Below are 22,943 nucleotides of genomic sequence, written 5' to 3' on the forward strand. Positions count from 1 at the left end.
TTGTCGCATTACTTATTGCAATTCAAGATATATATTAAAAAAGCTATTCAGATTAAAATTAAAGAAATGTAACTAGTTATAACTGTTCTATAGAATACGTGATATAATGAAGCTAGTCTTTTTAATACGAGGTATATATGAGTAAAAGAAATTTAAAACCTTCTGGTGAAGGTTGGGTACAGTTAATAGCAGGTATTGGTTTCATTGTTTTATTAATTGTCATAAATATAGTAGATCCTACGTTTTATCCGACTATGTGGCACTTGGCAACGAGTGGCTCTATGGAGGAGGTAGCGGAGTATATTCAAAGCTTTGGTCCTATGGCCATGGTGGTGAGTATGGTCCTCGATATTTTTGTTAATGCCGTAGGCTTTTTACCATCGATCTTTATATCTACAGCTAATGGCTTGGTATTTGGTATGTGGCCTGGGATTATTATCTCTTGGCTTGCTGAAACGATTGGTGTGGTCATCAGTTTTTACATTATGCGTTACTTCTTACGTGATACAGCGGACAAGTTGATTGCTAAAAGTACCGTGTTAATGAAAGTAGATGATTTTTCGGGTAAAAACGGTTTTGTGGTCATGTTATTTGCACGATCCTTACCGTACTTCCCGTCTGGCGTTATTACAGCCTTAGGGGCCATTAGTAAAATCAAACCTAGAGATTATATATTGGCAAACTTGATCGGTAAATTCCCATCAACAGCTCTTGAAGTAGCTATCGGTACAGATATTGTAAACTTCCAAGAGAATATGGGGCGCTTAGGAATCATCGTAGTTGTTGCAGGAGTTGTATACTTTATTCTTTGGAAAGTATATAAGAACTACATCAATAAGAAAAATGCTGAACAAGAGCATGATCCTAATGCTTAACAATTTCTAATTAATTAAATGTTATTCAATTTAGTATATATGAAAGAGGCGATAGTATGAGCTTTTCTCTTCCTGAACGCGTAACCTTAAAAGGTCCAAATTTTATTCGTGAAGTATTCGAACGTGGCGTAGGTGTAGAAGGTTTTATCAGCTTTGGTATCGGTAATCCAGCACCAGAAGCGATTCCTGTAGAAATCATTGAAAAGGCTTTTGATGAAGTGGTTCACTCTAATCCAATGAGTCTTTTACAATATGGACCAATGCAAGGTGATGCACGATTAGCAGAATTGACATTAGATCGTCTTGTAAAAACACATAAGATGAATCCGGAAGGACAAGGTCTTATTATCTCTAATGGGGCGGGTCAACTCTTAGGTCTTGTACCGATTACTGTATTAGAACCTGGCGATGAAGTATACATGGATGAATTCACTTTCACTAGTGCAATCAACTCTGTACGCAACATGGGCGGTAAAGCATTAGGTATTAAAACTGACGAGCACGGTATGATACCAAGTGAGTTAGAAAAAGCGGCTCAATCTGGTAAAGGTAAATACATTTATCTAATTCCTAACTTCCAGAATCCAACAGGCATTACTATGCCTGTAGAACGCCGTAAGGAGATTTATGCTATTGCATCTAAATATGATTTATTTATCTATGAAGATGATCCATATGGTGAAATTCGTTTCGCCGGAGAATACATTCCAACGTTCAAATCCTTCGACACAGAAGATCGTGTTCTGTATGCAGGTTCTTATTCTAAAACATTATCTGCAGGCTTGCGCGTCGGTTTCTTATTTGGTCCAACTAAAATTATTGAAGCTATCCAAGCATTAAAAAATAATACGGCCGGTCAAATGCCATTAGTAACTCAAAAGGTGGTAGCGAAGGTTCTTGATACCATTGATTACGATGCTCATTTAGATAATGTACGAAAAGTATATAAAATGAAATGTGAAGCTTTACTTAACGCTTTTAAAAAGTATGCGAGTTCTAAAGTTCATTTGACACAACCTACAGGTGGTATGTTTGCATGGATGACGATGCCTGAGGATGTAGATTGTGATGTATTCTTTGAAACTTGTATGGACCGCAATGTAGGGATTATTAAATGTGGTGCCTTTGCAGCAGATGGAGCAGGAGAAGGTCATGCATTTCGTTTGAGCTATACGGTACCAACAGTAGAGGAAATTACAAAGGGGATGGAAATTCTCGGCGAGTTAACTAAAGAATTTTGTGGTGAGTAATATATTGATAATTTTTGATATAACGTGATACAATGTAAGCGTAGATACATTGTGTTTACCATATAAAAAAGTTTTAATATAGATGTGAGGTATAGCCTCAAAGAAAGTAGGTGTTTACTATGGGTTGCGGTAGCAGCAGTGATTGTGGCGGATGCCCATCTCAATCTTCTGGTTGCGGTGGTGGCGCGTCTCAACAACCTCAAGATCTTACAGCTCAATTACACGAGCTTAGTTCTGTTAAACATGTAATTGGCGTAGTATCTGGTAAAGGTGGCGTAGGTAAATCTTCCGTTACCAGCTTGATGGCCATTACAATGGCGCGTAAAGGTTACAAAGTAGGTATCCTCGATGCGGATATTACAGGTCCTTCTATTCCTAAGATGTTTGGCATTAAGGAAAAGGCATATGCTGACGAAATCGGTATGTATCCTGTAAAATCCAAAGGCGGTATCGACGTTATGTCTGTTAACCTTCTTTTGGAAAACGATACAGATCCTGTTTTATGGCGTGGTCCTATTTTAGGCAATGTAGTAAAACAATTTTATACAGATGTTATTTGGAAAGACATCGATTATTTATTTGTTGATATGCCACCAGGAACAGGTGACGTAGCGATTACTGTATATCAATCCTTGAAATTGGACGGTATTATTATCGTTACATCTCCTCAAGACTTGGTATCCATGATTGTTGAAAAAGCAGTTAAAATGGCTGATTTAATGCAAGTGCCTATTATTGGTGTGGTGGAAAACTACTCTTACTTCCATTGCCCAGATAACGGTAAGGATTATCAAATTTTCGGTGAAAGCCACATTGAAGAAATCCTTCAAAAATACGGTTTATTATTGTTAAACCGTTTACCAATTGACCCAACTATTGCAAACCTTTGCGATAAAGGTAATATTGAGTCTATCGAAAAAACAAATTTAGAAGACGTATCTCTACCTGAATAGGATTCATCTGTTAAAGATATAAAAAGCCGTCCCGATAGGGGCGGCTTTTTATGATAAAATATGAATAGTTAATAGATAATTAATGTAAATATTGTAAAATAATATACATAATAAATTATTCAAGCTAATTGTACAAATTTTATATGATTTGTGCATAGGAGGGACCTATGAAGTTTGATAATGAACAATTATTAAAGTATATTGGTGCTTGTACTTCCCCGTATCATACAGTAGATACGAGTTTACAAATGCTTTTGGACTCAGGATTTACAGAGCTCAGTTTAGAAGACGAGTGGCAGTTAGATTCTGGTTCATATGTAGTTAATGTATTTGGCACCACCTTATTTGCCTTTCATATAGGTAAGAAACCAGAACATACATTACGTATTGCGTCAGCTCACACCGATTTTCCTGCTATACGTGTGAAGCCAAATCCTATAACATCTGTGAAAGGATACACAAAGTTAAATGTAGAAATGTATGGCGGTCTTATAGAAAATACATGGCTTGATCGTCCATTAGGTGCAGCAGGTACGGTTGTGTTAAAAGGGAAAAATGCCTTTGACGTAGATTCTGTTCTAGTCGATACAAAACGGCCTATCGCTATTGTTCCAAACCTAGCTATTCATATGAATCGCTCTGTTAATGATGGGGTTAAACTAAATCGTCAAAAAGAAATGCTTCCTATATTGATGATGGAACGTAATAATGAAGATAATCCTACAAAACCTTTAAATAATAGAAATAATCCAAGTTTATTTTCAGAATCAGATACTCAATACGATGAGTGGACAAAGTTTTTAGCTGATGAAGTAGATTGCGATCCTTCCGAAATATTATCTTATGAAATGACTTTATATCCTACGGAACAAGGCTGTGTACTCGGTACGGAAGGTGATTTCATTAGCTCACCTCGTTTAGATAATTTAACATCTTGCTTTAGTGTATTATCTGGTATTATTCAAGCCCAAAAAATGAATGTTAATGGTGTTCGCTGTGCTATACTCTTTGATAACGAAGAGGTGGGCAGTCGTACGAAACAAGGTGGGGCTGGCATGATATTACCAAATCTCGTTAAACGCGTGTATGACGCATTAGGATATTCTAATCAAGAGATGGACAGCTTTATCTCTAAAGGCTTTATGATTTCCTCCGATGTAGCACACGGATTACACCCAAACTATCCAGAGAAAAATGACATTACGAATATTCCTGTACTTAATAAAGGGCTATCCCTTAAGATTGCATGTAGCCAATCTTACGCTGGGGATGCTAAGGCAATTGCTATCGTTAAAGGCCTTTGTGAAGAAGCGGATGCACAGTATCAGATTTATGTAAATCGTTCGGATATTCCAGGTGGATCTACAGTAGGTTCCATTTCATCAGCTATGTTACCAATGCGTACTATTGATGTAGGATTGCCTCTATTAGCAATGCATTCAGCTAGAGAATTGATGGGGGCAGCTGATCAAGAGCAATTAAATCGATTAATGAATCACTTTTTAGGTGGTAAATAATATAAAAATGGAATTTATTCGATGTGCATTATTGAAAGACATATGATTTTTTGTAATGAACAGTAAAAAATATATTTTATACTTTCATAATTGGTATAATCCTTTAAATATAATGAAAATATTGTATAATAAGTATATATTATTATGAATATAAACCTCATCATAAATTTTGATGAGATCTCCCATAATATTGATTTATCTATAAGTATAGGAAATATTCATATATTAATAAAAATGAAAGCTGATAGTTCACATTTGTGGAAGCTAGTAGGAGGCAATACATGAGAAAAATTAAATCCGTATTGGTTGCCAACCGTGGAGAAATTGCGATCCGCGTGTTCCGTGCATGTAATGAAATGGGGATTAAAACTGTAGCCATTTACTCTAAAGAGGATACATTATCCTTGCACCGTAACCAAGCCGATGAAGCCTATCTCGTAGGGGAAGGTAAAAAACCAGTTGACGCATATCTTGATATTGAAGATATCATCCGTATTGCAAAAGAACATGACATCGATGCTATCCATCCAGGTTATGGCTTCTTATCTGAAAATGAAGGCTTTGCTCGTCGTTGTGAAGAAGAAGGAATTATCTTTATTGGGCCTAAAATCAAGCATTTGAATATGTTTGGTGATAAAGTAAATGCTCGTGAGCAAGCTAAATTAGCAAAAATTCCGATGATCCCAGGTTCTGATGGGGCTTTAAAAGATTATGCTCAACTAGAAGAATTTGCTGATACACATGGTTTTCCATTGATGATTAAAGCCGTTAATGGCGGCGGCGGTCGTGGTATGCGTGAAGTTCATCATAAAGAAGACCTTCGAGATGCATATGATCGTGCTAAATCTGAAGCGAAAGCTGCGTTTGGTGATGATGATGTATATGTAGAAAAACTTATCGTAGAGCCTAAACATATTGAAGTTCAAATCTTAGGTGACGAACATGGCAATGTAGTTCATTTGCATGAACGTGATTGCTCTGTTCAACGTCGTCACCAAAAAGTAGTTGAAATGGCGCCAGCCTTTGCGTTGTCATTAGAAACTCGTAAAGCTGTATGTGATGCTGCCGTTAAAATCATGAAAAATGTTGGCTACGTGAATGCAGGTACTGTAGAATTTTTGGTAACTGCTGATGGTAGCTTCTACTTTATCGAAGTTAATCCACGTATTCAAGTAGAGCATACTGTAACAGAAATGATTACAGATATTGACATTGTTCATGCTCAAATTAGAATCGCTGAAGGCTTTAGTTTACATAGCCCTGAAGTAGGTATTCCTGAGCAGGATAAAATTCCTTGTAAAGGCACTGCTACCCAATGTCGTATTACCACAGAAGATCCTAAAAACAACTTTATGCCTGATACCGGTAAAATCTTAGCGTACCGTAGCTCTGGTGGTTTTGGTATCCGTCTTGATTCTGGTAATGCTTTTACAGGTGCCGTTGTAACACCTTACTATGACTCCTTGCTTGTGAAAGCGACAGCATTTGGTCCTAACAACGAAGAAACTATTCGTAAAATGCTTCGTTGCTTAAAAGAGTTCCGTATTCGCGGTGTAAAAACAAATATTCACTTCTTGATTAATGTATTGGAACATCCTGAATTCCAAAGTGGTTCTTACAATGTAAACTTCATTGAAGAACATCCTGAATTATTCGAATTAAAACCAGATCGTGACCGTGGTACTAAATTATTACGTTACATTGCTGACGTTACAATTAATGGCTATTCTGGTGCAGGAGCTCAAGAGGTGCCTGACTTTGAACCGATTCAAATGCCATCTACTTTGGATGTAAGTCCAGCATCTGGTACAAAACAAAAATTTGATGAACTTGGACCAGATAAATTCAGTAAATGGTTATCGGAACAAAAACAAGTATTCTTCACTGATACCACTTGGCGTGATGCCCATCAATCCTTGTTTGCTACACGTCTTCGTACAATCGATATGGCTCGCGTAGCTGGTCATGCTGCAAAAGGTGTACCTAACTTATTCTCCTTAGAATGTTGGGGTGGTGCTACTTTCGACGTATCATACCGATTCTTACATGAAGATCCGTGGGAGCGTTTGCGCATGTTCCGTCGTGAAGTGCCAAATACATTGCTTCAAATGCTTCTTCGTGGTGCAAATGCTGTAGGTTACACATCGTATCCAGACAACGTAGTTCGTCAATTCATTCAACGGGCTGCTGCTAATGGTATTGATGTATTCCGCGTATTTGATAGCTTGAACAGCCTCGATAATATGCATGTTGCTATCGACGAAGTACGTGCACAAAATAAAATAGCTGAAGTTGCATTGTGCTACACTGGCGATATCCTTGATGGTGCTCGTACAAAATACAACTTGGGCTACTATGTAAATATGGCAAAAGAGCTTGAAAAAGCTGGTGCCAATATTATTGCCATTAAAGATATGGCCGGCCTTTTAAAACCACAAGCTTCTTATAACTTGGTATCTGCCTTGAAAGATGCTGTCTCTGTTCCAATTCACTTGCATACTCATGAAGGCTCCGGTAACTCTATCTATACATATGGCCGCGCTGTAGATGCTGGTGTTGATGTAATCGACTTAGCATACTCAGCATTTGCTAATGGTACTTCTCAACCTAGCATGAATTCCATGTACTATGCATTGTCTGGTCATGAACGTCAACCAGAAATGAACATTGATTACATGGAAGAAATGTCTCATTATTTTGGTAGTATCAGACCATATTACAAAGGTGTAGATAAAGCAGAAGCATATCCTAATACTGAAGTATATCAACATGAAATGCCAGGTGGACAATACTCTAACTTGCAACAACAAGCTAAAATGGTAGGGCTTGGTGATCGTTGGACAGATATTAAGAAAATGTACCACCAAGTAAACATGATGTTTGGTGATATCATTAAAGTTACACCATCCTCTAAAGTGGTAGGGGATATGACATTGTACATGGTACAAAACAACTTAACTGAAAAAGATATCTACGAAAAAGGCGATGTATTGGATTTCCCTCAATCCGTAGTTGAATTCTTTGAAGGACGTCTTGGTACTCCATATCAAGGCTTCCCTGAAAAATTACAAAAAATCATCTTGAAAGGTGCTCGCCCAATCACAGTTCGCCCTGGTGCTGTATTACCTCCAACAGATTTTGAACATATTCGTCATGAATTAAGCGAAATGGGAGCCCAAACAACTGATGAAGATATTAGTGCATATTGCTTGTATCCTAAGGTTTACCAAGATTACAATAAATTTGTAAAAGACTTTGGTGATGTATCTGTATTAGATACTCCAACATTCTTCTTTGGTATGAAACGGGGCGAAGAAATTCAAGTAACCATTGAAAAAGGTAAAACACTGATTATCAAGATGAATGGTTTCTCTGAACCTGATGAAGATGGTAATCGCATCGTATTGTTCGAGTTTAATGGTCAACCTCGTAGCATTAAGGTTCATGATAAACATGCTAAGACAACTGGTGTTGTTCGTCGCAAAGCGGATGAATCTAACCCTGGTGAAATTGGTGCTACATTGTCTGGTTCCGTTGTTAAGATCCTTATTAAGAATGGTCAATCTGTAACTAAAGGTGAACCATTGATCGTTACAGAAGCAATGAAAATGGAAACAACAATTACAGCTCCTATCGACGGTATCGTAGAAGAAATCCTTGTACGTGAAGGTAGCCGTATCGAATCTGGTGACTGCTTGCTTCGTATTGAAGATGCTTTAAAACGATAAGCTAACAATCATTTAAAATTAAAAATATTATTTCTCAAATATTTCATAAAATGAAAAATTGAAGAATAATGGAAGAATCCCTAGGAAATCCTAGGGATTCTTTGTATTTTCAAGGGTTTCATGGTACTATATAATATAGAGAAAATGGGCGTATTATGCGTTATTTTAGAATGATTAGTAGAAAAGGAGTAGTAACAGATGAGATGTCCTTATTGCCAACACACAGACACGAAGGTAACAGACTCTAGAACGACTGATGAAGGTAATAGTATTCGCCGTCGCCGTGAATGTATCAATTGTGGCCGTCGCTTTACTACCTATGAAATTATAGAAGAAGTACCACTTATGGTATTGAAGAAAAATGGACGACGTGAATTATTTGACCGCGGTAAGCTACTGAATGGGTTATTGCGCTCTTGTGATAAGCGTACAGTTCCTATGTCTGTGATGGAGCAAGTAGTTAATGATGTAGAGCGTGATATTCGGAATGAAATTAACCAAGAGGTTACAACTGATCGCATTGGTGAGCTCGTGTTACAACAACTGAAAGACATAGATCAAGTTGCATATGTTCGTTTTGCTAGTGTATATCGTAAGTTTGATAATATTGATAGCTTTATGGAAGAGTTAAAAGCTCTGAAGAAGTTAGACGCTAAAAAGCCGAAACGCAAACCTGTCGTAGAAGAATAATTGATTCTGTATTACTGATTGGTTATACATGGTTTTGAAATTAGCAATGTGTGAGGCTTTATGATAGATTTACATTGTGATACGATGATGCAATTGCTAGATCATCCTGATAGTGGTGATTTATATCGCAATACTTGGAAAATAGATATAGAAAAATTACAAAAGGCTCATAGCAAGATACAAGACTTTGCACTCTTTATTAATATGGGTGAGACGAATGACCCTTATGGCCGCTATGAAGAGATGCGTAATTTGTGTGTATCACAAATTCATCACTATGGAGAGCACATACAACATGTGCTCTCTTATCAAGATGTAGAGTCTGTATACAAGACTGGTAAGATTGGGGCACTTATGTCTATTGAGGAAGGTGGCGTACTAGGTGGCGATTTAAATAAACTTAAACAAGCTTACCAAGATGGAGTCAGACTTATAACGCTAACATGGAACTATCCAAATGGACTTGGCGAGCCACATTGTGGTGAGCAACATAAGAAATTAACATCTAAAGGTGTTGAATTTGTAGAAGCTATGCAAGAGTTAGGGATAATTGTTGATTGCTCTCATCTTAACGATGCTGGTACAGAGCAACTAGGAGATATTTTAGATGTTCCTTTTATAGCATCTCATTCAAATGCACGGGAATTACGGTCTCATACGCGAAATTTGCCAGATAATCTTATTAGACTTATCGCTAATAAGGGAGGTATTATAGGACTTAATTTTGCACAGAATTTTCTCGGCACATCGCCAATTAGTCGCATTGAAGATATTGTTAAACATGGTCTATATCTCATCGACAAGGGCGGTGAAGATGTAGTGGCATTAGGAACTGATTTTGATGGGATTCCACCCGACACAGAGATTGCAGATATGTCTCAAATGAGTCGTCTTTATGATGCATTTAAAGAGGCAGGCTTATCTGTGGAACAGTGTGAAAAGTTATTCTGGAAAAATGCAGATAGACTACTAAAGGAGATTTTATAATGACTGATTTAAATCCAATCATTGCAGATCGTTTTACAGAGCATCTTGAAGTGTTTGGTAAAACGATGGAACATATGGATACCATTCAAGAAATCGGATATCGCTGTAAAGCGGCTTTAGAAAATGGTAATAAAATTTTGTTCTGTGGTAATGGTGGCTCTGCGGCGGACTCTCAACATTTAGCAGCTGAATTGATTTGTCGCTTTAAAAAGGAACGGCGCTCTCTTGTAGGCATTGCATTAACTACTGATACATCCGCATTAACAGCTATTGCGAATGACTATGATTTTGAATCTGTTTTTGCACGTCAAGTAGAGGGCTTAGGCCGTACAGGTGATGTTCTCATCGGTATTTCTACTTCTGGTAACTCCAAGAATGTTGTAAAAGCTGCAGAAATGGCCCGTTCTATTGGTATGCATACCATTGCTTTCACCGGTGAAGGGGGCGGCAAACTAGCCGAACTATGTGATATTACGCTGGCTATTCCCAGTAATGTGACAGCGCGCATTCAAGAAATGCATATCTTAGCTGGCCACATTATATGCGAAATTATTGAAGAAGATTATTAACCGATAGGTTTTTACTTATAGATACACATTGTTTCAATTATAAATTTATTTAAATTAGGAACATATGTAATTTTGATAAGGAATAGGTGGATTATGATAAATACTACCATTAATCAGTTTTTAACAAAGCAACTGCCAAACTTGAAGATTGCCGTTGTAGGCGATGTAATGGTAGATCGTTATGTTTTTGGTGATGTAAGTCGTATTTCTCCAGAAGCACCGGTTCCTGTAAACCGCGTGTCCAAGATGAAAGAGGTCCTTGGTGGAGCTGGTAATGTTGCATCTAATCTGTCTAATTTAGACTGTAAAGTATATCTTGGTGCACTAGCAGGTAATGACGACCATGGCCATTTATTAAAAAATTTACTTGATACTGATAAAATCGATACGACTGGTTTAATCACTAGTGATGACCGCTCTACTATTACTAAGATGCGCATATTAGGTGATCGTCAACAGATGATGCGCCTTGATTTTGAAACGATTACAAATTTAACCAATCAAGAAGAGCAACAATTGTCTGTTTGGTTGGAAAATCTATGTAAAGCGGGGATTGATGGTATTGTCGTATCTGACTATGGTAAAGGCGTTTGTACACCTACCTTATTGAAGACAATCTTTGGTTTGGCTAAGGAATATAGTGTGCAAACTATCGTAGATCCTAAGGGGGCAGACTGGTCTAAATACAATGGTGCTACATGTATTACACCGAATGTGAAAGAACTCGGTGAATGTGTAGGCCGTACATTAGAAAATGATGATGCTACTATTGTAGAGGCTGCTAAGTCTGTACTTGCTACTGTAGATTTAGACTATATTGTGGCTACTCGATCTGCTAAGGGTATTACCGTTATTGCAAAGGATGGCCGTACATGGCATAATCCTGCTACTCAACAAGAGGTATTCGATGTGAGTGGTGCTGGAGATACCGTTGTATCCATGATGATGACCTGTCTTGCAAGTGGTCTATCGATGCGTTTAGCCTTGCATATCGCTAATGGTGCAGCGGGTATCGTAGTATCTAAGGTTGGTACGTATCCAATACATCGTTCTGAGTTATTAGACTTATGGCATTCCTATAAACATAGTATTCAATCTAAGCCATTATATACGAAGGAAGAGATGAAAGAACTCGTTTCACAATGGCAAAGCAAAGGTGAAACTGTAGTGTTTACAAATGGTTGTTTTGACATTCTTCACCGTGGACATATCACGTATTTACAAGAAGCTGCGCAGCTAGGTGATCATTTAATCATTGGATTAAATTCTGATGCATCTGTTCGACGTTTAAAAGGGGAAATACGGCCCATCGTAAGTGAAGCGGATAGAGCGGCCTTGTTGAGTGCGTTGCAATGTATTGACGGTGTAGTACTATTTGAAGAGGATACACCGGCTGAATTACTAGCGTACTTACGTCCCAATACTCTTGTTAAGGGCGGAGATTACAAAATAGAAGATATTATTGGACGCGAGTCCGTTGACAATGTAGAGGTTCTTTCATTTAAAGAAGGTTACTCTACATCAGATATTGTAGGGAAAATAGCTACTATGGCTAAGGAGGGCAAATTATGATTATCGTAACAGGTGGTGCTGGTTTTATTGGCAGTAATATTGTGAAAGCACTGAATGATCGTGGTCGTACAGATATTCTCATCGTAGATGATCTTACAGATGGTCGTAAGATTCGCAATATTCAAAATCTAGAATTTCTAGATTACATCGATTGTGATGATTTTGATTGTGCTATTGCTGATGGTACATTCGACGTTGGCCCTATTGAAGTCGTATTCCATGAAGGTGCTTGTGCAGATACAATGGAATATAATGGTAAATACATGATGAAGAACAACTATGAAGGTTCTAAAAATCTATTCCATTATTGCCAAGATCGTCGTATTCCATTCATCTATGCCTCCTCTGCATCTACCTATGGTAATGGTACATATGGTTTCGTAGAAAAAACGGAAGCTGAAGAAGCACTTAACCCATATGCGTATTCTAAATTGTTATTCGACCGTTATGTACGCAAATATGAAGGTGAATATACTGCGCAAGTTGTTGGGCTACGTTACTTTAATGTATATGGTCCTAATGAAGCCCATAAAGATAAAATGGCTTCTTTAGTACGTCAAATGTTCTACAAAAATAAAGAAACAGGTATTATTAATCTCTTTGAAGGTACAGATGGCTACGAAGATGGTGGTCAAACACGTGACTTTATCTATGTAAAAGACGTAGTTAATGTAAACTTCTATTTCTGGGAGCATCCTGAAATCTCTGGTACTTTTAACTGTGGTACAGGTAATGCTCATAGCTTTAACCAATTCATGCAAGCTGTTATCGACTACAATGGTCAAGGCAAAATTGAATATGTGCCATTCCCAGAGGTGTTAAAGGGTAAATACCAAAGCTTTACAGAGGCTGATACTACTAAATTGTTAGCCGCTGGCTATGACAAAGGGTTCCATAAAATGGAAGATGCCGTTAAAGAATATTGTGAACTATTAGATAATAACGAAGGGTATTTACGCTAATGCGCAAGGTATTATTTTTAGATCGCGATGGTGTTATTAATAAGGATGTTAGTTATCTATACAAAATCAGCGATTTAGAGTGGGTAGATGGTGCAAAAGAGGCCCTTGCTTATGCTCATAGTAAGGGCTATGATCTCATTGTCGTGACAAATCAGAGTGGTGTAGCTCGTGGTTATTATAAAGAATCTGATGTTCAGATTTTACATGACTATATGGCTCATGAACTAGATCGCAGTGGAGCACCGATTTTACATTTCTATTATTGCCCACATCATAAAGAAGGTATTGTTCCTCTCTATGCAGTAGAATGTGAATGTAGAAAGCCTAAACCTGGCATGATTAAGCAAGCTATTAAGGATTATGATGTAAATATATCAGATAGTTTTCTTATCGGTGATAGTCAGCGTGATGTTGATGCAGCTGAGGCTGCTGGTATTAAGGGGTACCTATTTAAAGGCTCTAATCTATTGGATTTCATTAAAACAATAATTTAATCATTTATTCCATTTAGTTTATTTCGGAAGAATATATTTGGGTTTGTTGTGTTGTATTTGGGGAGGCTTTATGAAAGATTACAAGAATATACTCATCATCAAGATGAGTTCCTTAGGTGATGTAATTCACGCATTGCCTACCTTGTACGCTGTGCGCAAGAATTGGCCTAATGCGCGTATTACATGGGCTATTCATGAGCAATTCGCTAGCCTCTTACCTGGTACACCATGGGTTGATGACGTGATTATCATTGACAAAAAACAACTAAAGAAGCCTACGTATTTATATCAATTGCGCAAGGAGCTACATAGTCGTCATTTTGATATGACCTTAGACCTTCAATGCATCGCGAAAAGTGCTATTGTTTCTTTATTATCTGGTGCCCCTGAAAAATATGGCTACTGGGAGCTTCGTGAGGGCAGTAATCTTGTTAATAAAGCATTAGTAGGTGAGCATAAATACGACCATGTTATTGAACGCTATCTGGATACCGTACGCGCCCTTGGTGGTGAGGTGGAGGAGATTGAATTTCCGATGCCAGCTTACGTTGAGGCTGAGAAATCCATAAAACAAAAGTTGAAATGCCATGGTGTAGATGATGAATATATTGTAGTTGTACCTGGGGCACGATGGATTGTTAAGGAGTGGCCACTTCTAAATTTTGGAGAACTTTGTATTCGTTTATGTGAATCTGGTAAGAAGGTTGTTATTGCCGGTGCTCCTGATGATGTAGATAAAGGTGCTTTCATAGAAAATTATGTAAAACATAAGAATCTCATCAATTTAGTTGGATCTACAACCATGCCTGAACTCATTGAGTTGATTCGTCATTGTCAGATTTTTATTAGTGCCGATACGGGACCATTGCATATTGCAAATGCTTTGAAGCGTCCTTTGATTGCCATGTTTGGTACAACATCACCTAAGCGTACAGGTCCTTATGGTGGTAGTCATGTACATCTCATTATTTCACCTACTTCTAAGGCTACACCTGAGCAACCACTAGTAGATGATCCAGATTGTATGGCACAAATTCCTGTAGACGCGGTATGGTCAGTGTATGAACAAGTACTTGGAAAGGAACTATAATGGAACTAGATTATAAGCGCATTGTGGTAACCTTTTTAATGCATTTAGGCGATGTTATATTAACGACTCCGTTTTTAGAAGTGCTTCGCAAAGCGGCTCCTCATAGTCATATTACGTATGTAATAGATGAAAAATTACAACAAGTAATGGAATATAATCCAAATATTGATGAACTTATTGTTGTAGATAAAAAAGGGCGCCATAATAGCATCTTAGGTCTCAATGAAGTGGCTCGTGAAATCAATGCTAAGGGAAAACCTGATATTGTCATTAATTTACATCCTAATGAGCGTACTTCATATTTAGCATGGAAGATTCATGCACCTATTACAACTGGTATGAGTCATTTCCTTTTTAGACCATTCATGACAAAGTATACGCGGTTAGATCGTAAAACTCGTCATGCTGCGGATATGTACATAAATGTACTAGAGCAATTAGGTGTAACAGATACTTCTAACTCTGGTTTACATATTGAAATCTGTGAAGAATGGCGTCGTCAGGCGCAAGAGTTTTATGCTACACATGGATTAACTGATACTGATATACTCATTGGTTTTAATATCGGTAGCGCCGTTCCCGAGAAACGCTGGCCTGCTGAACGTTTTGCTCATGTAGCAGATTACTTTGGTCGTTTAGGTTATGAGACGGTTTTTTTTGGTGGACCTATGGATCTTGAAATGGTGCAGCCCGTAGTAGAACAAATGGAAACAAAGCCTATTGTGGCTACCGGAAAATTCCAGTTAGGTCCTTTGGCAGCGGCTATGAGCCGTTGTAATCTATTAATTACTAATGACTCTGGACCAATGCATGTAGGAATCAGTCAAGGTGTGCCAATTGTGGCACTGTATGGTCCATCAAATCCATTCTTTTATGGACCTTATCAAGCTCATGCTATCGTTTTAGAAACGATGGATTCTTATGAGATTGGTAAAAGTATGAAAAAAATTATTAAAGAAGGAAATTATAAAGGTTTATCTGTAATTTCTGAAGAACAGGTTATTAAAGCAGCGGAAACATTGCTTTTAGAATCGAAATAAACATATGAACTATATTGTATTTGATTTAGAATGGAATCAACCCTATAGTAATGACATTAGCTTTATGAAACGCACAAAAATGCCGTTGACAGGGGAAATCATTCAAATCGGGGCGGTAAAACTGAATGAAAAGATGGACATTATAGATCATTTTACGATGTTCATCAAGCCTCAATATCTGACACGGATGCATAAACATGTGCGCGAGTTGACAGGGATAACCACCCATGAGCTCAATCATGGTGTGCCATTCAAGACGGCTATGCAGTACTTTCAAAAATGGTGTGGTGATGAATATATGCTGCTTTCTTGGGGATCAGACGATATTCTTATCCTTCGAGAAAATCTTATGCTTCATAAGATGAAAGCGTTATCTTATGATCAATGGGTAGATGCGCAAATGATTTATTCTTATCAACGCTATGGAACAAGTCAACAGTATTCTGTGGCGCATGCTATGGAGGATCTCAATATATCAACGGAGCATTTATCTGCTCATAATGCCTTGCATGATGCAGTTTTTACAGCTCACATTTGTCAGACTTTAGATATTGCACAAGGAATTTTGCATTATGATCTAATTCGCAAAGAAAGTAGTAATCCTTTCCTATATCCTCCAATTCTCACATTTTTTATGTATGAAAATTTTTCTGAGAAAAAACGTATTGTTCATGATAGAAGAGTACGTATGTCCTTCTGTCCGTACTGTCAAACCCGTTTAGAAATGACAAGACCTGAACGATTACAAGGGGATAAGCACCTAGCCATTGGAGTGTGTCCTAAACATGGCGATTTTGCGGTGCAACTTAAAGTTGGAAAGTATACGATTAAGTCCGGCAGTAGTAAATTCTATGTTACTAAGGTACTGACCCATTGTACGGATGAAATTCGTTCTCTATATACTCAGAAGTCTGAAATCAATCGCGAAAAAGAGCGAAAATATTTAGAGTATCGTAAGGCGGAACAAGAAAAAGTCCGCCAAAAATAGTTATGTAAATTCAAGTTCGTTTTCTGAACTGTACTATATATTAGGATATGAACTTTTAGAAAGGATAGATTATGGAACGTAAATATGCATGGCATAATTATGATGATGCCACTATGGAAAAGGTATATGCTTTAAGTGATACCTATCGTCAATTTTTAGATAATGGTAAAACAGAACGTGAATGTGTTGTGCAAGCTGTAGAATTTGCAGAAGCAAAGGGCTATGTAAATCTAAATAACATTATTAAAAGCAATACGTCAATTAAAGCTGGTGATAAGATTTATTACACACATATGGATAAATCTATTGCTTTATTTAATATTGGTACTGATGATATTGAATTGGGTATGAATATTTTAGGTGCTCATATTGATTCTCCACGCATCGATGTAAAGCAAAATCCACAATATGAGGATAGTAATTTAGTATTTTGGGATACTCATTACTATGGAGGTATTAAAAAATATCATTGGGTAGCTATGCCTCTTGCTATTCATGGTGTTGTGGTAAAAACAGATGGCACCCGCATTAATATCAACATTGGTGATAAAGAAACAGATCCTGTGTTTTGCATAACTGACTTGTTACCTCATTTGGGACAAGAACAAATGCAAAAGAATGCAGCTAAAGTAATTGAAGGGGAAGCTCTTGATTTACTCATCGGTAGCCGTCCAGTTAAAGACGAAGAAAAAGAAGGGGTTACTAAATTTATTAATAGCCTTCTTGAAAAAGAGTATGGATTTATTGAACGTGACTTATTGTCTGCAGAACTAGAAATTGTACCAGCTGGTAAAGCACGTGATATGGGCTTTGATCGTTCCATGGTAATGGCGTATGGCCAAGATGATCGCGTGTGTGCCTACACATCCTTGGTAGCAATGCTTGAAGTGGATAATGTAAAGCGTACTACTTGTTGCTTACTTGTAGATAAAGAGGAAATTGGTTCTGTAGGTGCTACAGGTATGCAATCACGCTTCTTTGAAAATGCAGTGGCTGAAATTTTAACACTTATGGGTAAACCTAATTCTGTAAGTGTACGTCGTACGTTGGAGAAATCTCGTATGTTATCCTCCGATGTAAGTGCAGGCTATGATCCGCTTTATGCATCGGCGTATGAAAAGAAAAATGCTTCTTACCTTGGTATGGGTGTAGTATTTAATAAATTTACTGGCTCTCGTGGTAAAGCTGGTTCTAACGATGCCAATGCTGAGTACATGGGCTTTATCCGCCGTGTAATGGAGTCTAATAACGTAACTTATCAAACTGCTGAACTTGGTAAGGTAGACCTCGGTGGCGGCGGTACGATTGCGTACATCATGGCCCTTTATGGTATGAATGTCATCGATTGTGGTGTAGCCGTACTTAGTATGCATGCTCCTTGGGAGGTTACATCTAAGGCTGATATTTACGAGGCAAAACAATGCTACGTTGCATTCTTAAATGCGGCGGATGAAACAATCTAATGCGATGGGACTTTTGCCGATGGTGAAAGTCCATTCTATGTGAGGTATATATGAATCAAACAGATTTAGGTGCAGCTATTGAGGCGGCGAAGGGAGAGGCGACAGAGGTTAAGACCGTAAAGGTAGATATCTTTGACATCCCCGAAACGAAGGCTGAAGAGTATATTGCAAATCGAGAAGAAGTAGCAGAAGCGGCAGCACAAGTAATGAAACCATACTGTGTTACAGTAAAACGTGAAACCTTAGATGCTGAAGAAGGCGAAGCAGTGGTTGGCTATTATGTAACAGGTGAAATTTTGATGTGCGTTATCCTCGATCCCTTTGAAGTGCCGGTTATGAAGGTCGCTCTCGACAAAGGAACTCTTAAGGACTATATTTTAGCGGCAAATGAATTGACTGAGGATATGTTAGCATCGTTAGATTAATAGGTGGATTTCTTATTTTATTTTCGCACATATAAAAAATAAAATACTTTAACCTGCTACATTGATGTAGTAGATAAATTTGTTTATAATAAAAGTATTATAATCTTTGCAGATAGGAAGGAAATCCCCATGAACTTAAAAAAAGGTATTGCCCTAGCGCTCACGGCGGCAGCACTAATGGCGTTTACAGGCTGTGGCTCAAATGGAACTACATCGAATGGTGAATACAAAGTTGGTGTTGTACAATTGGTAGAGCATCCTGCATTAGATGCGGCAAATAAGGGTTTTGTTGATGCGCTAAAAGAAAAAGGTTTAGCAGAAAAGATTACTTTTGATCAACAAAATGCGCAAGCTGATCAATCTAATTTGAATAGCATTGCGCAGCGTTTCGTATCCGATCGGAAAAACTTGATTTTAGCAATTGCTACGCCAGCGGCTCAATCCATGGCGAATGCAACTCATGATATTCCAATCTTAGGTACAGCTATTACTGATTACGAGGCAGCTAAACTTGTTAAATCCAATCAAAAACCTGGTGGTAATGTGTCTGGTACATCCGACATGAATCCAGTAGAGCAACAAGTAGATTTAATTTTACAAGTAATGCCAAATGCGAAAACAATTGGCACTATTTATAGCTCTAGCGAAGTAAATTCTCAAATTCAAGTGGAGAAGATGAAAGCTTATGCAGCTACAAAAGGCATTAAAGTTGAAGAAGTTACAGTTTCCAATGTAAACGATATTCAACAAGCGGCACAAAACCTCGTATCTCAACGTGTAGATGCTGTATATGTACCAACAGATAATGTTGTAGCTTCTGCTATGAGCAATCTCGTAGCTATTACCGACCCAGCAAAAATTCCTGTATTTGGCGGTGAAGATAACCACGTGAAAGGTGGAGCCGTTATGTCCTTGTCTGTAGATTACTACAAGCTTGGTTACCAAACAGGCTTGATGGCAGCAAAAATTTTAACTGGCGAAGCTAAAGTTGAAGACATGCCTATCGAAATGCAGAAAGAATTTAAATTAGTTGTGGGGAAAGATAAATTAGAAAAATTGGGCATCACCTTACCAGAGGATTTGATGAACAAGGCGACTATGATTTAATACATAACTGGTAAGGAGTTATACATGAACTGGAAAAAAGGTATTGCAGTGGCACTTAGTGCCATTGCTGTTATGGCAATGGTAGCCGGTTGTGGTTCTAATACCGCAACTAATGACCAAAAGAAAATTGGTGTTATTCAATTAGTAGAACATCCATCCCTTGATGCTGCTAATAAGGGCTTCGTAGATGCTTTAGCGGCTAAAGGTTATAAAGATGGTCAAAATATTAAAATTGACCAACAAAATGCACAGGCTGACCAATCTAATTTGAACAGCATTGCACAACGTTTCGTATCTGATAAAAAAGATTTAGTATTAGCTATTGCAACACCTGCGGCTCAGACGATGGCAAATGCTTCTCATGACATGCCAATCATGGGTACAGCTATTACAGACTACGTGACAGCTAAACTCGTTCAATCTAATGAACGCCCTGGTGGTAATGTATCTGGTACATCCGACATGACACCTGTTGAAAAAGAGGTTGATCTTATCATAGCATTAGTACCGAACGTAAAGCGTATTGGTGCCATTTATACATCCTCTGAAATCAACTCCCAATTACAAGTTGAAAAAATGAAAGCCTATGCTGCTACAAAAGGTATTACTGTTGTAGAGGCAACTGTTTCCAACGTAAATGATATTCAACAAGCAGCTACAAATCTTGTAAACCAAGATGTGCAAGCTATTTATACACCAACAGATAATGTATTGGCATCTGCTATGGCTAACTTGGCACAAATTACAGATGCTGCTAAAATCCCGGTATTTGCTGCTGACGAAGGCATGACAATGACTGGTGGCGTAGCAACATATTCTGTTGATTACTATCAATTGGGTTACCAAACAGGTTTAATGGCTGCAAAAGTTCTAGCTGGTGAAGCAAAAATTGCAGACTTAGCTATTGAGACACAAAAAGAGATTAAGTTAACTGTTAACGAAGAACGTGCTAAAAAATTGGGAATCACGATTCCTGAAGCTCTTCGTAAAGACATGAAACAATAGAGGAGATTTTAATGTTAGATTTAGTGGTAGGCACCATAACCACAGGCCTTTTATGGTCTTTGTTAGCGGTCGGCGTATTCATAACCTTCCGTGTATTAGATGTGGCTGATTTAACTGTGGAAGGTACGTTCCCAATGGGGGCGGCCATTTCCGCTATTTTAATTACAAGTGGTATGAATCCAATCCTTTCCATTTTACTTGCCGGTGTGGGTGGTATGATAGCAGGTGCTGTAACAGGCTGGATTCATACAAAATTGAAAATTCCTGCATTATTGGCCGGTATTTTGACAATGATTGCATTGTACTCTGTAAACCTTCACATCATGGGCAAAGCTAATGTATCTTTGCTTCGAATGGATACAATTTATACGATTCTTGGTGGATTTTTCCACACGCCGAATATGTGGTCTGCAGCCATCGTAGGTATTATCGTTGCTGTAGTTGTATGTTTGCTTTTATTTTGGTTCTTTGGTACCGAAATTGGTACAGCTTTACGTGCTACAGGTGTTAATCCTCAAATGATTCGCGCTCAAGGCGTAAATACTGATAATATGATCGTTCTTGGCCTTTTGATTTCCAATGGCTTTGTTGGTATGTCTGGGGCTCTTATCGGTCAATTTCAAGGCTTTGCTGATGTAGGCATGGGTATTGGTACCATCGTTATTGGTTTGGCTTCTGTAATCATTGGTGAAGTTGTATTTGGTACGAAATCCTTCGTACGCAGTCTCATCGCTGTAGTACTTGGTTCTATAGTATATCGTATCGTTATTGCTGCCGTTCTCTACATGGGTATGCCACCAAATGATTTGAAATTATTCACTGCAATTCTTGTTGCCATCGCGCTTTCCCTACCTACATTGAAAGCAAAATGGTTGGCTCGTTAAGGAGGACACTATGTTAGAAGTAAAAAATATGGTAAAAACCTTCTTTAAGGGCACAATTAATGAAAAGACTGCATTACAAGGCATCAACCTTCGTCTAGAAGAGGGTGATTTTTGTACTGTAATTGGTGGTAATGGTGCTGGTAAAAGTACTTTGCTAAACTCCATCGCCGGTGTATTTCCAGTAGATGAAGGATCCATTACAATTAATGAGATTGATGTGACAAAAATGCCAGAATACAAACGTGCTAAATACATTGGACGTGTATTCCAAGACCCTATGGTTGGTACTGCTGGTAATATGCAAATCGAGGAAAACTTGATTCTTGCTATGCGCCGTGGTAAAAGCTTAGGTCTTAAATGGGCTTTCAAAGATAGTGAACAAGCATTTTTCAAGGAACGTCTTGCATTATTAGGCTTGGGCCTTGAAGATCGTTTATCTGCTCGTATGGGCCTACTATCTGGTGGTCAACGTCAATCCATTACATTGTTAATGGCCACCATGCTTCGTCCAGAACTCTTATTATTGGATGAACATACTGCGGCACTTGACCCTAAGACTGCAGAAAATGTGTTGCAACTAACAGATAAACTCGTTGCAGAACATAATCTAACAACTCTTATGATTACCCATAATATGCGTGATGCATTGCGCTTTGGTAATCGCCTTATCATGATGGACGCTGGTCGTATCATTTATGATGTTAAAGGGGAAGAAAAGAAACAATTAACAGTTGCTGATTTACTTCAAAAGTTCGAAGTGGCTGGGGAAAATGCATTGAGCGACCGCATGGTACTTGGTGCAAAATAATAGAAGAGGACGTAGACCCTCTTTTGTGTATTTATTGTATTTTTGCTTTACAACATAGGGCAGATACTGTATACTAAATTAGGTCGTAAGACATATCGTAAGCGAAGTATTCGATTCTCCAACGGTTACTTAGGCTTATCGGGATTATAATTTTTTAGGAGGTAACATTAATGTTAACTACAGAAGCTAAATTAGCAGTAATTAAAGAATACGCTACTCATGAAGGTGACACTGGTTCTCCAGAAGTACAAGTTGCGATTTTAACAAGCCGCATTCAATACTTAACAGATCACTTAAAAGAGCACAAAAAAGACCATCATTCCCGTCGTGGTTTGTTGAAATTGGTTGGTCAACGCCGTAACATGCTTGACTACCTTCGTCGTAAAGATATTGAACGTTACCGTTCTCTTATCGAACGCCTTGGTCTTCGTAAATAATAAAATTAGCCGTCCACTTGGACGGCTTTTTTTTGAATTGGCTATTTAGCCTTAATTGATATATAATTAGAAGGTATACATATAAGAAGATTTTTAGGA

21 protein-coding genes are annotated in these 22,943 nt (G+C 38.0%); all 21 read left to right on the forward strand.

Features of this window, described 5'->3' with window-relative positions; genetic code table 11:
* Positions 1 to 137 precede the first annotated feature (137 nt).
* The 21 genes from HMPREF1865_RS00145 to rpsO all read left to right on the forward strand — a co-directional run bounded on the left by HMPREF1865_RS00145 (position 138) and on the right by rpsO (position 22,844).
* Positions 138 to 875: a TVP38/TMEM64 family protein gene (locus tag HMPREF1865_RS00145; protein WP_060918806.1), complete on the forward strand. Its 738-nt coding sequence runs from the start codon at positions 138 to 140 to the stop codon at positions 873 to 875.
* A 56-nt stretch (positions 876 to 931) separates the two neighbouring features.
* Positions 932 to 2,125, forward strand: a complete 1,194-nt coding sequence (locus tag HMPREF1865_RS00150; RefSeq protein ID WP_060918807.1) for an aminotransferase-like domain-containing protein — start codon at positions 932 to 934, stop codon at positions 2,123 to 2,125.
* A gap of 119 nt (positions 2,126 to 2,244) precedes the next feature.
* Positions 2,245 to 3,078, forward strand: coding sequence for an Mrp/NBP35 family ATP-binding protein (locus tag HMPREF1865_RS00155; protein WP_039964899.1), 834 nt, complete (start codon positions 2,245 to 2,247; stop codon positions 3,076 to 3,078).
* A gap of 167 nt (positions 3,079 to 3,245) precedes the next feature.
* Entirely contained in the window at positions 3,246 to 4,595 is a 1,350-nt protein-coding gene (locus HMPREF1865_RS00160) for a M18 family aminopeptidase (protein WP_060918808.1), read from the forward strand.
* A 281-nt stretch (positions 4,596 to 4,876) separates the two neighbouring features.
* The gene (locus HMPREF1865_RS00165; RefSeq protein ID WP_060918809.1) at positions 4,877 to 8,323 is read left to right on the forward strand and encodes a pyruvate carboxylase; all 3,447 of its coding nucleotides are present in this window, start codon (positions 4,877 to 4,879) and stop codon (positions 8,321 to 8,323) included.
* A gap of 198 nt (positions 8,324 to 8,521) precedes the next feature.
* Entirely contained in the window at positions 8,522 to 9,013 is a 492-nt protein-coding gene (nrdR, locus tag HMPREF1865_RS00170) for a transcriptional regulator NrdR (RefSeq protein ID WP_004692976.1), read from the forward strand.
* 60 nt (positions 9,014 to 9,073) lie between these two features.
* Entirely contained in the window at positions 9,074 to 10,000 is a 927-nt protein-coding gene (locus HMPREF1865_RS00175) for a dipeptidase (RefSeq protein ID WP_060918810.1), read from the forward strand.
* Positions 10,000 to 10,569 carry a D-sedoheptulose 7-phosphate isomerase gene (gene gmhA / locus HMPREF1865_RS00180; RefSeq protein ID WP_060918811.1) on the forward strand — a complete coding sequence of 190 codons (570 nt, stop codon included), beginning with the start codon at positions 10,000 to 10,002 and terminating at the stop codon, positions 10,567 to 10,569. The genes HMPREF1865_RS00175 and gmhA overlap by 1 nt, the downstream gene beginning before the upstream one ends.
* Positions 10,570 to 10,662: 93 nt before the next feature.
* Entirely contained in the window at positions 10,663 to 12,141 is a 1,479-nt protein-coding gene (gene rfaE1, locus HMPREF1865_RS00185) for a D-glycero-beta-D-manno-heptose-7-phosphate kinase (RefSeq protein ID WP_060918812.1), read from the forward strand.
* Complete coding sequence (gene rfaD / locus HMPREF1865_RS00190) at positions 12,138 to 13,103, forward strand: ADP-glyceromanno-heptose 6-epimerase (protein WP_060918813.1); 966 nt, start codon at positions 12,138 to 12,140, stop codon at positions 13,101 to 13,103. Before rfaE1 ends, rfaD begins: the two co-directional genes overlap by 4 nt.
* Positions 13,103 to 13,597, forward strand: coding sequence for a D-glycero-alpha-D-manno-heptose-1,7-bisphosphate 7-phosphatase (locus tag HMPREF1865_RS00195; protein WP_004692981.1), 495 nt, complete (start codon positions 13,103 to 13,105; stop codon positions 13,595 to 13,597). Before rfaD ends, HMPREF1865_RS00195 begins: the two co-directional genes overlap by 1 nt.
* Before the next feature lie 70 nt (positions 13,598 to 13,667).
* Complete coding sequence (locus HMPREF1865_RS00200; protein WP_004697170.1) at positions 13,668 to 14,687, forward strand: glycosyltransferase family 9 protein; 1,020 nt, start codon at positions 13,668 to 13,670, stop codon at positions 14,685 to 14,687.
* Positions 14,687 to 15,727, forward strand: coding sequence for a glycosyltransferase family 9 protein (locus HMPREF1865_RS00205; RefSeq protein ID WP_060918814.1), 1,041 nt, complete (start codon positions 14,687 to 14,689; stop codon positions 15,725 to 15,727). The genes HMPREF1865_RS00200 and HMPREF1865_RS00205 overlap by 1 nt, the downstream gene beginning before the upstream one ends.
* A 4-nt stretch (positions 15,728 to 15,731) precedes the next feature.
* Positions 15,732 to 16,715, forward strand: a complete 984-nt coding sequence (locus tag HMPREF1865_RS00210) for a 3'-5' exonuclease (RefSeq protein WP_008713781.1) — start codon at positions 15,732 to 15,734, stop codon at positions 16,713 to 16,715.
* Between the two features lie 71 nt (positions 16,716 to 16,786).
* Positions 16,787 to 18,178, forward strand: a complete 1,392-nt coding sequence (locus tag HMPREF1865_RS00215; RefSeq protein WP_060918815.1) for an aminopeptidase — start codon at positions 16,787 to 16,789, stop codon at positions 18,176 to 18,178.
* A 50-nt stretch (positions 18,179 to 18,228) separates the two neighbouring features.
* Positions 18,229 to 18,603 (forward strand): hypothetical protein, encoded by a 375-nt coding sequence (locus tag HMPREF1865_RS00220; RefSeq protein ID WP_060918816.1) that lies wholly within the window; start codon positions 18,229 to 18,231, stop codon positions 18,601 to 18,603.
* Between the two features lie 129 nt (positions 18,604 to 18,732).
* On the forward strand, positions 18,733 to 19,710 hold the full coding sequence (locus HMPREF1865_RS00225; protein WP_060918817.1) for an ABC transporter substrate-binding protein: 978 nt from the start codon (positions 18,733 to 18,735) through the stop codon (positions 19,708 to 19,710).
* A 24-nt stretch (positions 19,711 to 19,734) separates the two neighbouring features.
* Entirely contained in the window at positions 19,735 to 20,715 is a 981-nt protein-coding gene (locus tag HMPREF1865_RS00230) for an ABC transporter substrate-binding protein (RefSeq protein ID WP_060918818.1), read from the forward strand.
* Between the two features lie 11 nt (positions 20,716 to 20,726).
* Complete coding sequence (locus tag HMPREF1865_RS00235) at positions 20,727 to 21,599, forward strand: ABC transporter permease (protein WP_004697183.1); 873 nt, start codon at positions 20,727 to 20,729, stop codon at positions 21,597 to 21,599.
* 10 nt (positions 21,600 to 21,609) lie between these two features.
* The gene (locus HMPREF1865_RS00240; RefSeq protein ID WP_004697427.1) at positions 21,610 to 22,407 is read left to right on the forward strand and encodes an ABC transporter ATP-binding protein; all 798 of its coding nucleotides are present in this window, start codon (positions 21,610 to 21,612) and stop codon (positions 22,405 to 22,407) included.
* A gap of 170 nt (positions 22,408 to 22,577) precedes the next feature.
* Complete coding sequence (gene rpsO / locus HMPREF1865_RS00245; RefSeq protein WP_005386879.1) at positions 22,578 to 22,844, forward strand: 30S ribosomal protein S15; 267 nt, start codon at positions 22,578 to 22,580, stop codon at positions 22,842 to 22,844.
* The last annotated feature ends 99 nt before the right edge of the window (positions 22,845 to 22,943 follow it).

The organism is Veillonella parvula, assembly GCF_001553335.1.
Taxonomy (GTDB): domain Bacteria; phylum Bacillota; class Negativicutes; order Veillonellales; family Veillonellaceae; genus Veillonella; species Veillonella parvula_S.

Coding starts and splice junctions, on each gene's coding strand:
- HMPREF1865_RS00145 (WP_060918806.1), top strand. CDS start 138: ATGAGTAAAAGAAATTTAAAACCTTCTGGTGAAGGTTGGGTACAGTTA.
- HMPREF1865_RS00150 (WP_060918807.1), top strand. CDS start 932: ATGAGCTTTTCTCTTCCTGAACGCGTAACCTTAAAAGGTCCAAATTTT.
- HMPREF1865_RS00155 (WP_039964899.1), top strand. CDS start 2,245: ATGGGTTGCGGTAGCAGCAGTGATTGTGGCGGATGCCCATCTCAATCT.
- HMPREF1865_RS00160 (WP_060918808.1), top strand. CDS start 3,246: ATGAAGTTTGATAATGAACAATTATTAAAGTATATTGGTGCTTGTACT.
- HMPREF1865_RS00165 (WP_060918809.1), top strand. CDS start 4,877: ATGAGAAAAATTAAATCCGTATTGGTTGCCAACCGTGGAGAAATTGCG.
- nrdR (WP_004692976.1), top strand. CDS start 8,522: ATGAGATGTCCTTATTGCCAACACACAGACACGAAGGTAACAGACTCT.
- HMPREF1865_RS00175 (WP_060918810.1), top strand. CDS start 9,074: ATGATAGATTTACATTGTGATACGATGATGCAATTGCTAGATCATCCT.
- gmhA (WP_060918811.1), top strand. CDS start 10,000: ATGACTGATTTAAATCCAATCATTGCAGATCGTTTTACAGAGCATCTT.
- rfaE1 (WP_060918812.1), top strand. CDS start 10,663: ATGATAAATACTACCATTAATCAGTTTTTAACAAAGCAACTGCCAAAC.
- rfaD (WP_060918813.1), top strand. CDS start 12,138: ATGATTATCGTAACAGGTGGTGCTGGTTTTATTGGCAGTAATATTGTG.
- HMPREF1865_RS00195 (WP_004692981.1), top strand. CDS start 13,103: ATGCGCAAGGTATTATTTTTAGATCGCGATGGTGTTATTAATAAGGAT.
- HMPREF1865_RS00200 (WP_004697170.1), top strand. CDS start 13,668: ATGAAAGATTACAAGAATATACTCATCATCAAGATGAGTTCCTTAGGT.
- HMPREF1865_RS00205 (WP_060918814.1), top strand. CDS start 14,687: ATGGAACTAGATTATAAGCGCATTGTGGTAACCTTTTTAATGCATTTA.
- HMPREF1865_RS00210 (WP_008713781.1), top strand. CDS start 15,732: ATGAACTATATTGTATTTGATTTAGAATGGAATCAACCCTATAGTAAT.
- HMPREF1865_RS00215 (WP_060918815.1), top strand. CDS start 16,787: ATGGAACGTAAATATGCATGGCATAATTATGATGATGCCACTATGGAA.
- HMPREF1865_RS00220 (WP_060918816.1), top strand. CDS start 18,229: ATGAATCAAACAGATTTAGGTGCAGCTATTGAGGCGGCGAAGGGAGAG.
- HMPREF1865_RS00225 (WP_060918817.1), top strand. CDS start 18,733: ATGAACTTAAAAAAAGGTATTGCCCTAGCGCTCACGGCGGCAGCACTA.
- HMPREF1865_RS00230 (WP_060918818.1), top strand. CDS start 19,735: ATGAACTGGAAAAAAGGTATTGCAGTGGCACTTAGTGCCATTGCTGTT.
- HMPREF1865_RS00235 (WP_004697183.1), top strand. CDS start 20,727: ATGTTAGATTTAGTGGTAGGCACCATAACCACAGGCCTTTTATGGTCT.
- HMPREF1865_RS00240 (WP_004697427.1), top strand. CDS start 21,610: ATGTTAGAAGTAAAAAATATGGTAAAAACCTTCTTTAAGGGCACAATT.
- rpsO (WP_005386879.1), top strand. CDS start 22,578: ATGTTAACTACAGAAGCTAAATTAGCAGTAATTAAAGAATACGCTACT.